The sequence below is a fragment of the Streptomyces sp. NBC_00249 genome (genome assembly GCF_026342355.1).
In the GTDB taxonomy this organism is placed as follows: domain Bacteria; phylum Actinomycetota; class Actinomycetes; order Streptomycetales; family Streptomycetaceae; genus Streptomyces.
In genome coordinates this window covers 1-11,732 of sequence record NZ_JAPEMV010000003.1, presented here as the reverse complement: position 1 = coordinate 11,732, position 11,732 = coordinate 1, and the positions used below count along the sequence as shown (strand labels likewise).

General features: G+C 67.5%; 11 protein-coding genes and 4 pseudogenes. 4 read left to right on the top strand and 11 right to left on the bottom strand.

What is annotated here, in order from left to right:
* The 3 genes from OOK31_RS14385 to OOK31_RS14375 are packed head-to-tail and all read right to left on the bottom strand — an operon-like array spanning window position 1 to window position 2,869.
* Window positions 1-648 carry a bifunctional 2-polyprenyl-6-hydroxyphenol methylase/3-demethylubiquinol 3-O-methyltransferase UbiG gene (locus OOK31_RS14385; RefSeq protein ID WP_267012898.1) on the bottom strand — a complete coding sequence of 216 codons (648 nt, stop codon included), beginning with the start codon at window positions 646-648 and terminating at the stop codon, window positions 1-3.
* Window positions 645-1,823 (bottom strand): MFS transporter, encoded by a 1,179-nt coding sequence (locus OOK31_RS14380; protein ID WP_267012897.1) that lies wholly within the window; start codon window positions 1,821-1,823, stop codon window positions 645-647. The genes OOK31_RS14385 and OOK31_RS14380 overlap by 4 nt, the downstream gene beginning before the upstream one ends.
* A 38-nt stretch (window positions 1,824-1,861) precedes the next feature.
* Window positions 1,862-2,869 carry a pyridoxal-phosphate dependent enzyme gene (locus OOK31_RS14375; RefSeq protein ID WP_267012896.1) on the bottom strand — a complete coding sequence of 336 codons (1,008 nt, stop codon included), beginning with the start codon at window positions 2,867-2,869 and terminating at the stop codon, window positions 1,862-1,864.
* Between the two features lie 545 nt (window positions 2,870-3,414).
* Here OOK31_RS14375 and OOK31_RS14370 point away from each other — a divergent pair.
* Together OOK31_RS14370 and OOK31_RS14365 are read left to right on the top strand one after the other, a co-directional pair.
* A complete protein-coding gene (locus tag OOK31_RS14370; RefSeq protein ID WP_323188214.1) occupies window positions 3,415-4,431 on the top strand; it encodes a pyridoxal-phosphate dependent enzyme in 1,017 nt (338 codons plus the stop codon).
* Between the two features lie 151 nt (window positions 4,432-4,582).
* On the top strand, window positions 4,583-5,125 hold the full coding sequence (locus OOK31_RS14365; protein WP_267012895.1) for a TIGR00730 family Rossman fold protein: 543 nt from the start codon (window positions 4,583-4,585) through the stop codon (window positions 5,123-5,125).
* Window positions 5,126-5,311: 186 nt separating this feature from the next.
* Here the strand turns inward: OOK31_RS14365 and OOK31_RS14360 are convergent, their stop codons facing one another.
* The 4 genes and pseudogenes from OOK31_RS14360 to OOK31_RS14350 all read right to left on the bottom strand — a co-directional run bounded on the left by OOK31_RS14360 (window position 5,312) and on the right by OOK31_RS14350 (window position 7,187).
* Window positions 5,312-6,025 (bottom strand): transposase, encoded by a 714-nt coding sequence (locus OOK31_RS14360; protein ID WP_267012894.1) that lies wholly within the window; start codon window positions 6,023-6,025, stop codon window positions 5,312-5,314.
* Complete coding sequence (locus tag OOK31_RS39540; protein ID WP_353962693.1) at window positions 5,986-6,186, bottom strand: transposase family protein; 201 nt, start codon at window positions 6,184-6,186, stop codon at window positions 5,986-5,988. Before OOK31_RS39540 ends, OOK31_RS14360 begins: the two co-directional genes overlap by 40 nt.
* A gap of 34 nt (window positions 6,187-6,220) precedes the next feature.
* Entirely contained in the window at window positions 6,221-6,544 is a 324-nt protein-coding gene (locus OOK31_RS14355) for a hypothetical protein (RefSeq protein WP_267012893.1), read from the bottom strand.
* A gap of 123 nt (window positions 6,545-6,667) precedes the next feature.
* A pseudogene (locus tag OOK31_RS14350) lies at window positions 6,668-7,187 on the bottom strand (RNA polymerase sigma factor).
* Between the two features lie 67 nt (window positions 7,188-7,254).
* Here OOK31_RS14350 and trpS point away from each other — a divergent pair.
* Complete coding sequence (gene trpS / locus OOK31_RS14345) at window positions 7,255-8,271, top strand: tryptophan--tRNA ligase (RefSeq protein ID WP_267012892.1); 1,017 nt, start codon at window positions 7,255-7,257, stop codon at window positions 8,269-8,271.
* Between the two features lie 154 nt (window positions 8,272-8,425).
* Window positions 8,426-8,677 (top strand): annotated as a pseudogene (locus OOK31_RS14340) (2'-5' RNA ligase family protein); the annotation flags it as partial.
* Between the two features lie 130 nt (window positions 8,678-8,807).
* Here the strand turns inward: OOK31_RS14340 and OOK31_RS14335 are convergent.
* From OOK31_RS14335 to OOK31_RS14325, 4 genes and pseudogenes are all read right to left on the bottom strand, one after another.
* Window positions 8,808-9,257 (bottom strand): transposase, encoded by a 450-nt coding sequence (locus OOK31_RS14335; RefSeq protein WP_267012891.1) that lies wholly within the window; start codon window positions 9,255-9,257, stop codon window positions 8,808-8,810.
* A 128-nt stretch (window positions 9,258-9,385) separates the two neighbouring features.
* Window positions 9,386-9,628: pseudogene (locus OOK31_RS39535) on the bottom strand (transposase); the annotation flags it as partial.
* A gap of 354 nt (window positions 9,629-9,982) precedes the next feature.
* Window positions 9,983-10,195: pseudogene (locus OOK31_RS14330) on the bottom strand (DUF6444 domain-containing protein); the annotation flags it as partial.
* Window positions 10,196-10,243: 48 nt separating this feature from the next.
* Window positions 10,244-11,359 carry a hypothetical protein gene (locus OOK31_RS14325; RefSeq protein ID WP_267012890.1) on the bottom strand — a complete coding sequence of 372 codons (1,116 nt, stop codon included), beginning with the start codon at window positions 11,357-11,359 and terminating at the stop codon, window positions 10,244-10,246.
* Window positions 11,360-11,732 lie beyond the last annotated feature (373 nt).

The following is an 11,732-nucleotide window of genomic DNA, read 5'->3' as shown; positions in this document are numbered from 1 at the left end:
TCATTCGGCCCGCCGCACGAGGAGGTGTCCCCACTGGTGGTAGTGATCGACCGGGAACTCGATGTGTGCCTTGTCGAGGACCGGCGGGAGAACACGGTGGTGCAGTACCTGGAAGTCCGAACGGCCCGCGAAGTGGTCCTTCCACCACTGGGCCTCCGGACAGTTCTCACGGCCCTTGTACTTCTTCTCCAGGGGCAGCATGTAGTCGAAGTAGACGAGGCCGCCCACCCGGACGAGGTCGCAGACCGCGTCGACCATGCCGGCGAGCCGATGCCTGCTGTTGAACGAGTACTGCAGCGCTCCGCTCGTGAACACGGCGTCGAACTGTCCTGGCCGGGGGAAGTCCATGAAGTCACCGCAGGTGACCTCGACACGGTCCGAGAGGTCTTCCTGCTTGACCCGGCTCACCAGGCCCGGTACCTGCACCTCGCCCGAGGCGTCCTGTTTGACTCCTCCGTTGACGGCGATGTCGTCGACGTCGACGGCCCAGACCTCGAAGCCCTTGCGGGCGGCCGGGAGCACGTACTTGCCGTCGGCGCAGCCGATGACTGCCAAGGTGGGCGCCTTCGCCGCCTCCGCCGCCTCGATCCGTGCGAGGTAGGAGTAGTAGCGCGACTGCGGCTTGCCCCAGAGGCTGCTTGTCTTCATCCCTTGTTCCTTTCGGTTTCTCGAACTCTCGTGACCTCGGCGCCGGGACCGGCCCGGTGGCGAGGCAGGACGGTGGCGAGCGCTCCGACGGCCAGGAAGGCGGCCGCGAGCACCCAGAGCGAGTTGGCGAAGACGGCACCCGTCCCCGTCGTTCTCGCGACGAGCCATGACGAGACGGTGGCGCCGCACAGGCCGCCGATACCGTCGCCCAGACTCAGGTATCCGTAGGCGGTGGCCGGAGACGGCAGATGCCGCACCTGGTCGTCGAGCCACAGGACGACGAGGACTTCAGCCACGGCGATGGCCACGGCTCCGCCGACCCAGAGCGCGACGTGGGAGGCGGCCAGGCTGAACGGGAGGATGCCCAGCGCCATGGCGGCGCCGGCCACGGGAAGGGTGATCCGTCTGCCCCCGCCGACGGTCCACAGCGCGAACGGCTGGAGCAGGATGACGGCAACGCTGTTGGCGAGGAAGACGAAGGTCAGCGCGGAGTCGTTGCCGCCTCCGGCCACGACCTGTGGCAGCGAACTCTCCAGGAGTATCGCCGCCGTACCGTCCACCACCGCGATGACGAGGAGCGGGCGCAGCAGCCGCAGCGTCGGTCCCGCACCGCCCCTGACCGCAGGAGCGATGGCCCGCGCTCCGGCCATCGTGAGCTGGGACAGCGTCAGGGCCAGGAATACCGTAGCCGCTGCGACGAACATCAGCCTCGAGTCGTAGTGGAGCGCCAGGAGGCCCGCCAGCGGCCCGAGGGCGGCACCCAGGTTGGCGGCCCCGTTGCGCACGGCCAGGGAGCGCAACTGCCGTTCCTCGGGCACGACTCGCAGAAGCAGCTCCTTTGCCGCCGGGAAGTAGATCCCCGCGCCCGCGCCCGTCAGCACCAGCGCCGCGGTGGTCGAAGGGGCGTCGTCCCGGAGCAGCAGGAGGTAGCCGATGATCCGGAGCACGTTCCCCGAGTGCATGACGGTCAGCGCGGGGATGCGTCGGCACAGCCATCCGGACGCCAGTCCCGCTGCCCGTGTGAAGCAGAAACTGAGGCCGATGACGAAGCCGGCGGCTGTGTTGCTCCACCCGAGGTCGCGGGTGAGGTAGACAGCGAGATAGGGCGCGACGAGCAGGACACCGACGCTCGAGAGGAAGGCGCCCGCGAGCAGCAGCACCTCCTCTCGATGCATCCCGCCCGGACGGGGAGGCGAATCCGGGGCCGTCCTGCTCACGGTGCGGTGAACTGCTGGCCGGTGCTCTGCCAGGGGGTCCAGCACCAGGGCGGAGCCAGCTCGGACGAGGACGAGACGCGCCGCGGGACATCGGCCTGTCCGAGTTCGGAGACGGAGTCGGCTCCGGCGAAGACCGTCGACAGGTACCGGTGGCCGGGGTCCGGGCTGATGAAGACGACCGGCCGGTCGGCCGAGCGACGGTGCCAGTTCGCGACTGCGTAGGCCGCACCGCTCGACAGGCCCGCGAACAACCCGTGCCGCCGCAGGACGGTGATCGCCCCGCGTCGTGCCGTGGCGTAGTCGATCCAGTGGATCTCACGGTAGATCGAGTAGTCGATGTTGCCGAAGGGGATGCCGCTGCCGAGCCCGGATATGAGGAACTCGGGGTCCTCGACGTGCTGGCTCCCGAAGGACACGCTGCCGAACGGCTGGACCCCGATGACAGTGGGGCTGATGCCGCACTCGGCCAGTCCCTGCCCGATCCCCGCGGTGGACACACCGGTACCCACTCCGCCGACGAGTACGGCCTCGTCCGACCCGAGCGAGGCGGCGACGGATTTCGCGATGGCCCGGTAGCCGTCGTAGTGCCGTGTGTCGTGGTACTGGCGCATCCAGTAGGCGCCGGGGAGGCCGGCGACGATCTCCTGGACGCGCTGGACCCGCGCACCTTGGTCGAACGTGGCGTCGCCCGTTCCGGAGGGCTGCTCCACGGTGGCGCCCAAGGACGTGAGCTGGACCATCAGGGCCGGGTCGACGGCAGGGCTGGCGACGATGTGACATCGCAGGTCGTACTTCGAGCAGGCCAGCGCGAGCGCGAGCGCGTAGAGGCCACTTGAGCTGTCGACGAGGGTGTCGCCCTTCTCCACGACCCCGTCCTGGATCAGGGACTCGACGACACCGAGGGCCGATGCGACCTTCATGCACTCGAACCGGATGACCAATAAGCCGGGGTCCAGTTGGACGAGTGCCGGCTGCGCGAGCATGTCTGCGATGTGCTTGTACACGAGAAGAGCTCTCCACGGATCAGGTAACGGGCGGCTTTGAGGTCGGCGGACACGCCGGTGGTCAGCACCCGCGCCGAAGGAGGGACCCGCTCCGCGCACAGCGGATCGACAGGGGCCCCGAGGGCGCGGACCGCACCGGCCGCGCGGACTCGTCCGAGTTCACGAAGAGGAACGCGGACGGCGACAGGGTCGGGTGCGGGGTCTCAGAGAAGGGAGCGCTGGAGGTGACGGCCCGGCTCAGGCGGGCTCGACAGCGCCGTCAGGGACCGAATCGGGCCACCGGGCTCCACGTTTCGCCGGCCCCTTACGCAGCACACGCACACGCCGATCCATGAACTTCCCCCGAAGTAGACAGACTTACGCCAAGGCCTGTAGTGATTCGGCTTGACGAAGACACACAAGATCACTGTCAGATTTTGAAGGGAAGAACAATTTTGGCCAACCACAATGACGTCTGGGGCCTGCGATGCCCAAGCTGCCTGTGGGAGGGCGGAATATCCCACGCGGTACAGCCTTGCCCGCAGTGCCTGGACCACGGCATACACATGGCCGTCGAGTTGCACCGTGAAGGCATCGGACCGCAGCGCCCCACCTCTGTGCAGGGCGATGCCTCCATGTGGAAGTGGCGCGAATTCTTCCCTCCCCTGCCGGACCCGGTCTCCTTGGGGGAGGGAAACACCCCGCTGGTCCCCCTCCGGCACATGACAGGAGTCTGGATCAAGGACGAACGGGCGAATCCGACCGGATCATTCAAGGACCGGATGGCGAGTACGGCCGTGTCATGGGCACAGGCCCGGGGATTCGGCACGGTCGCGGTCGCCTCGACCGGGAACGCAGCCGTCTCCACGGCCGCCTATGCCGCTGCCGCGGGACTGCACTGCGTGATCCTCGCCAAAGAAGGCGGAATGGCGTCGCCGGACACGGAGCGTTCGCTGCGAGCCATGGGGGCCGAGATCCGTTTCACCGAATCCTGGCAGGACCGTTGGACCGAACTCGAACGCGGGGTCCGCGAGCGGGGCTGGTTCCCCGTCAGCAACTACCAGGTCCCGCCGGTGAGCAGCCATCCCGTCGGAGTTCGTGCTTACCGGACGCTGGCCTACGAGATCGCCGAACAGCGGGCCTGGTCGGTCCCCGACTGGATCACCGTACCGGTCTCCCGCGCCGATGCCCTCTGCGCGATGGTGGCGGGGTTCGACGAGATCCGGCGGCTCGGCTGGATCTCCCGGATCCCCCGGATGCTCGCGGTGGTGCGCTTCCCCAGCCTCCAGGAGGCGGTCCGCAGCGGCCGCCGGCAGCCGCTGACCAGCGAGTACCCCGACCGGGTGGCGGCACTGTCGATCAGCGACCCCCAGGCAACGGCCGCTGCCGCACGGGCAGTTCGCCACAGCGGTGGCGATGTCCTGGTCGTCGACGACGACGACCTGGCCAAGGCGCAGGCTGTCGCCGCCTCGCACGGCTGGCTGGTCGAACTCTCCTCCGCCGCAGCGTTGGCCGGCGCGGCCGAGCTCCGGCAGCGTGGACACAAGGGCCATGTTGTCGCCTTGGTCACGGCGGCGGGCTGACCACTGCGAGGGCGCCCGGGGCCGGAGGCCCGGTCCAGGCGCCCTCCAGTACCGCTCGAATATCCGCGCGGCGCGACCGGGCACCACTATGTTCGACCTGCTGAGCGAAATAGCGCTGATCTTGCGTAACAGCCCTCCTTAGGATGCCCGGATGCGGATCACAGTCTTCTTGTCCTCGAACCCTGTTCCCGATCGCTATCAACGAGCGGCCGGTCATCTCGGACGCCTCTTCGGCGAAGCCGGGCACACCGTCGTGTGGGGCGGAACGGATCTGGGCCTCATGAAGGTTCTGGTCGATGCTGCCGAAGAGGCCGGTGGAAAGTCCGAAGGCATTTCCGTCGGTTTCCTGGAGCGGTACATCAGACCTGGATCGACAATGACCATTGCTCAAGACCTCGCCGACCGAAAGAAACAGCTTCTTTCCAACACCGACGCCGTCGTGGTGGTCGCCGGCGGAACCGGTACGTTGGACGAAGCCACGGACGCAATCGAATTGCGACGCCACGGCATGACGTCGGCCCCGCTGGTCTTCCTGAGCACCGATGGTTTCTACCGTCCGCTGCAGGAGCTTCTGCAGCGAATGCACGAAGAGGACTTCTTGAACGTGCCACTCGCCGACGTGGCCGCATTCGTGGAAACACCCGAGGAAGTCATGTCGGCCATCCACGCAACACCGGCGTCGGGGCCGGCGTAAGAAATGATGACCGCAGAGCGGGAACCCTCCTGACCCGCACGCGACTCTCCGGCGGGGCCACCGGCGTTGTGACCAGGCTTCGTAGTTGGCACCAGGCCACGTCCGGGACCTGCATCGATGCCAACCAGGTTCAGTAACTGCTGGTATGGAATCAGCGAGACAGCTGGCACTTTGGTACACCGCAGGTCACGGGGGTGTTTCGCCGGGGCACGAGGCCATCGGCCCTCCGGGCGGAAGGTTCCCTCGGGTGCGACCGACGGCCTTCAGATCCCGATGCAGCTTCTCCGTTGATGATCCGTACCAAGGCGTGCCTCGGCGGCGGCGCGTTCGGGCGGCGGTCAGGCCGCCCGCCACCGCTGGCGCGGTCGCCTCCGGCCCGGGCTCGGGCAGGCATCCCCGGTGCGCGGCGACGACCTCGTAGACCTTTCGCCCGAGCCCCTGCCACAGGTGGAAGCGGTCGCTGACCTGGGTCGCTTCGGGTGCCCCGGCGCTGATCGCGGAGCGGTAGGTCTGCGAGCCGTCCCGGCAGACCGCCTCGATGCCCGGGTGGACACGCAGCCAGGCGGCCAGCGGTTCGGCGTCGCGGCTGTCCCACATATCGAGCGGAAGTCGGCTCTCCGCGTCGACTACCAGCGTCCCGTAGCGACGACCGCGGCGTAGCGCGAAATCGTCTGCCGCGATCACCCTCGGCTCCGGTGCCGGCGGATCCGGCAGCGCCATCAGGCCGTTCAGCACAGGAGCCCAGCTCAGCGTCTGGTTCAGATGGTGCAGCAGACGCGATCCGGCCTTGCCCGCCAGGGCCACGGCCACGGCGGCCACTACCTGCTGCAGGGCCGGGGTCCGCCGCTGGTAGCGCACCGTTACGTCGGCGACCTGCTCGGCAAACGTCGTCTTGGGCACGACGGGTTCTCGCAGTACAGACGGCGGACCGTCAGATCGATGCGCAACGACCGGCTTCCGGCCGCCTCATCGGCCACGTGCCGCTGGTAGTCACTGTGCACCCACAGCGATTCTTGCCCGCAGCCCGTACACGCCGCCGGACCATCCCGGGTACGCGCCATGACGACCACGACCCCGTCGTCCACCACGCCCGACTCAACCACCACCGCAGCCAGATGCGGCAGAAGGACGTTCACGACGTCTTCCGGCGTCGAGCCGGATCCACCCGCCGTCACTGCCGTCGCGCCAGCACAGCGACACCACCCGCCGGCCCTCCTCCGTCCCGGCGACGGTCACCGCGTCGGGCGCGCCCAGCCCGGCCGCCTCACCCGGCACGACGGGCACGAACCACTGCGCGACCTGCGCCCGCACCGGCGGCGTCAGCACCAGCACCAGCACCAGCACCAGCACCAGCACCAGCACCAGCACCGCAAACACGGCGAGCAGCGCCTGCCGGCGCCGCCGCGCCCAGACCCGCACGGCCGGGGGACGTCCGGGACGAGACCACCGTCCGCGATCTCCGAGAGGACCCGGGCGGCCATCGCGTCACCGTCCGCGGGACCGGCGAGGCCGCGGCCGTACGACCGCAGCTCGTTCTCCAGCTCAGACGACACGCCCCTCGCCCCCTTCCTCCCTCAGCGCCCGCTCCAGTTTCCGCAGCGCCCGGTTGAGCCGGGATTTCACCGTGCCGGGACGGCAGCCGAGCGCGGCCGCCGTGTCGGACTCGCTGAGTTCCAGAAGGTAGCGGTAGGTGACGACCTGCCGGTGCTCGTCGCTGAGCTGCCCGAGGGCGGCGGCAAGGACGGTGCGGCGCTCCCCGTCGAGGGCGGCCGAGAGCGGATCGGGGCCGGTGTCCGGGGTGCGCAGCCGCGCCTCTCGGTCGGCGAGCGACCGCCGTCGCACCTCCCCGCGCGCCGTGTTCTTCGTCATTGGCGACGATCCGAAGGAGCCAGGGACGGAACGAGGCGCCGTCCCGGAACGATCCGAGCGCCCGGTACGCCTTGAGCAACGCGGCCTGCACCACGTCCTCCGCGTACGCCTCGGCCTCCCCGGCGCGTACGCGCGCGATCAGCGCGTTCTCGTCCCCCGGTGTCAGGGTGCGGCTCCCCTCCCGCGTGCTCACACCTGTGTACACCGCGGGAGCCGGATCGGTTCCCCGTGTGCACGGGCCACCTGAGACAATGAGCGCTATGCCTTCCCAACCTCGTGCGCTCTCCGGTATCCAGCCCACCGCGGGCTCGTTCCACCTCGGCAACTACCTGGGCGCGATCCGTCAGTACGTGGCGCTGCAGGAGTCCCACGACGCCTTCTACATGGTGGTCGACCTGCACGCGATCACCGTCCCGCAGGACCCCGCCGAGCTGCGCGTCAACACCCGTATCGCGGCCGCCCAGCTGCTCGCGACCGGTCTCGACCCGGAGCTCTGCACGCTCTTCGTGCAGAGCCACGTCCCGGAGCACGCCCAGCTGGCGTGGGTGATGAACTGCATCACCGGGTTCGGCGAGGCGTCCCGGATGACGCAGTTCAAGGACAAGTCGGCCAAGCAGGGCGCGGACCGCGCCACCGTCGGCCTGTTCACCTACCCGATCCTGCAGGTCGCGGACATCCTCCTGTACCAGGCGAACTCCGTCCCGGTCGGCGAGGACCAGCGCCAGCACGTGGAGCTGACCCGCGACATCGCGACCCGCTTCAACGGCCGCTTCGGCGACACCTTCACTGTCCCGGACCCGCACATCCTCAAGGAGGTCGCCAAGATCTACGACCTCCAGGACCCGTCCGTGAAGATGTCCAAGTCGGCGCCGACGCCGAAGGGCCTGGTCAACCTCCTGGACGAGCCCAAGGCCACCGCCAAGAAGATCAAGAGCGCGGTGACGGACGCCGACGACCCGGCCGTCGTCCGCTTCGACCGGGACACCAAGCCGGGCGTCTCCAACCTCCTGACGATCCTCTCCGCGATGACCGACACCCCGGTCGCCGATCTGGAGAAGCGGTACGAGGGCTCCATGTACGGGCCGCTCAAGACCGACCTGGCCGAGGTCATGGCGGACTTCTGCACCGGCTTCAAGGCCCGTACCGAGGAATACCTGGGCGACCCCGAGACGCTGGACCAGATCCTTGCCAAGGGCGCCGAGAAGGCCCGTGCGGTCGCCGCGGAGACCCTGGCACGGACGTACGACCGGGTGGGTTTCCTGCCCGCCAAGCACTGACCCGCCAAGCACTGAGCGGCCGCCCGGGTCGGTACATTCCGTACCGGCCCGGGCCCTTGGGCTCTGGCGGCCGGGACCTGCCGCCCGCCACACTGCCCGCGCACCACCCCACTCGCATGACTTCGCACGACTCCGCAGACGGAGGATGAGGAACGTGGGGACCGTCACTCTCGGTGTCTCGATCGCGGTCCCGGAGCCGCACGGCAGCCTGCTCCAGGCCCGCCGGGCCGGCTTCGGCGACCCGGCGGCCCATGGCATCCCCACCCACATCACGCTGCTCCCGCCGACCGAGGCGGACGCGGAGGCGCTGCCCGGCATCGAACGCCACCTCGCGGAGGTGGCGTCGTCCGGACGCCCCTTCCCGCTGCGGCTGAGCGGCACCGGCACCTTCCGCCCCCTGTCACCGGGTAACTGTTCAGGGGTTACGCGTGGTGCGGGGGCATCCAGGGGGTGCCGGTGAAGGCGTCGCGGAGTGCGTCGAGGAGGTTGGCGCCGTGGTTGCGGGCGGTGTCGAGGTAGGAGCGGACGGTGCAGTATCAGTCGGCGGTCTCGACGCGGCGCCAGCAGCCGGAGACGCACATCTGCGACTTGGCCATGCGGAGCGCGCGCTCGGCGGCGTTGTTGGTCCAGGGCACGTCGAAGCGGCGGGTGAACAGCAGGATCTCGTCTTGTCGTTTGTGCAGGGTCTCGGCCATCACCCAGGCCGGACGACGTTTGCCCTTGCTGGTGCGGCGTCCGGTGTTGTTCGCGCGTCCGACGAGGTGGGCGTGTTTGTAGCGTTCGGCCAGTTCGGCCGCGATGTTTGGGTCGAGTCGGGTGTGACCTGCGGCTTTCGCCGTCTCGACGGCGGTGTTGAAGTCGCGTAGGACGTCCTGGTGGTTGCCCAGGATTCCCAGGGAGTCGGTGGCCTTGTGCGAACGGCGCTTGTGAGCGCCGAGGAAAACCAAGCCGCCCGGGGTGGTCGCGGTGTGCACATACTTCCCCAAGCTCTCAACTTCGTTCGAGCAGGGGAGACCCCACTCGCCGGCGCCGCGTCCGCACGTGCGCCGTCCAAGGATTCGCCGACCAGCAGGGCCTGACGCTCAGCAAACCGGACCTCGTCACCGGAGACTGTGGCAGTGGTCTCATCGACGTGCAGAACCGGAGCGGCGCGCAGCCGGTTGGTCAACTCGCGCATGAACGGTTCGAGTTCGGTGGCCAGGCGTCGTGTCAGGCCGCTGGTGAATCCGGTCGAAACCTCCGCGTCCAGCAGCGCGTGCATCATCTGTCCCGCGCGTTCCACGCTCATGTGGCCACGGACCGCGAGGAGCACGGTGGCCGCCTTCACGTTCGGTCCGTAGCAGACCGGCCCGAACACTCGATCCGGCAGTCGTCCAGATGTGACAGCCGCGCAAGCGGGGCAGGTGGCCTTCACCGTGCGGTACTCGGTGCAGCGAAGTTTCACCGGCTCCACGTCCAGCACCTGGGCCACGGTTGCCACCTCGGCGTCTTCTGGCGCCGGGAGATCCAGCCCGGACAGATCCCGCTAGTGCTGTGGCCGGGAAGGTTTGCCGGGTCGCGGTGTCCGGTGCGGTACCTCGCAAGGCGGAGGGCCGCCGCTCGTACTGGACGTACTCGGGTGGTCCGACAACGCAGCGAGGTGCCGTGCCGGGCGCCGCGACACGGTGAACCTTTCCGGTCACAGCACTAGGCAGCCGGCACACTCCCCGGGCGGGCCGTCCTTCGACGGCGGCTTCGAGGAATTCTTCGAGGCCTTGTTCAGCGCGGCCTCCAGCTCGGTGATCCGCACCAGCAGGCCCTCCACCAGCCCCGCAAGCTGATCCGCACGCGCCTCGGACGCCGCCAACGCCAGCTTCAACGCGGCGACTTCACCGCTCACAGGCCCGCTCGGATCCGACACGACCGGCAGCCTATCCGGCCCCATCCACCCCACGAACAACAGCCCAGGTCAGCGGCACCCCTGAACACTTACCTATCCTTTGTGGGCGGCCTCCGGGTCGCGACTGATGATCGGCGCGACCCAGATCGGGCCCCGTTTCACCTTAACTTCAGAGTCCTGGAGGTCGACGAAACCGTCGGCAACTTCGTCATATTTCTGCGGTATGAGACGCAGGCCTGTGCTGAACTTCTCCGAAGTCATCCCAAGTTCATGTGCAACAGGCCCGGAGACCACATTCCGGCCATCCTTGACTTGTGCTATGACATGTCGGGGTAGTGCATCAGATGCCGACTTGGGGAAATCGCCGTCCCATTCAACTCGGAAATAGGTCGTCCGCCAACGCGGAGCGACGCCGAGGATCTTGGCCTTTCCGTACGGGCGCACATTCGAGAACATGGCGAAGGCCCACTCCCCTTTGAGGCCAAGGAAGAGCAGCACGAAGTTGAGAAAGAATGCGGCCAGAACAACTACGGCCCCGGCACTCCACTCCCCCTCGCGCAGCGTGGACGTGGCAGCAGATTTCCAGACGAGGACGGTGGCGGCGCAATAGATGCCTACGAGAAGGGCGTCCGCGAGTCCACCCTTAATCCTACTGCCGTGCAGCGTGTGATTTCCGATGACGTAGCCGGAGAGCCCTCCGATCACGATGACCGTTACCAACAGAGCAACGTTCCCGATCAACAGTTCCGTGAAGGACAGGCTTCCCCCCAGAGCCTCGTACCAGAACGCAAGGGCGATGAGCGCGAAGTGCGCGTTTCCCACGATGCTGAACGCCAGGTGGAGCCCGGCACACACCAGGAAAGCGATGTCCAATCTGTAGTTGAGCAAGAGCATGAATCCCGCACCCAGTTCGCCGAGTACGACGGCTGCCGGAGACAGCGCAACGAAGAGCTTGGGAGCCCGCAAATTAAGACCGGACGCCTGACGGTTAACTATCCCCCTGGCCAGACTTCGGTCCGACAGGAGAAACTCGCTGTTGCATTTGAATACTCCTGCGGCAACGTACAGGTAGCCGAGCAGCATGCGAGCCTCTACAACGTGCTCGGCCGGGTTCGAGAAGGCAAAAACCAGCACACCGAAGAGAGTCAGCCAGATGTGATTCGACATGCGCAGGCTTTGAATCGATGACCAGAGAAGCAGGGTGACCAAGGCGGCGAATGTTGCCGCTCGACCCCCAAGAATCATCAGTATCGAAATTATCGGTATAGCGGCAATCTGCACGGCAGTGAAGACTGGACGCGGAAGCGTGAGTCCCAGAGCAGGTGCGAAGCTCAACGTCAGGTATTCTCGCCTGTACATGAGTACGTAGATGAATTGATGGGCGAGAAGGCCGGCGCTCAGAAGTGCAGCAAACAAAACGTGTCCCAATGATTTCGGAATTCAGAGCAGCCTGACCTGGCATGCGATGGATACCAACCGCGGAACTTCGGGAAAGGCTCACGGCTGTAGAACCACGACAGGCACTTCTGGGAAGTCCCGCGTCTTCCGAAGAGGCCCGGCCATGAGGATCAAGGAGGTGAGC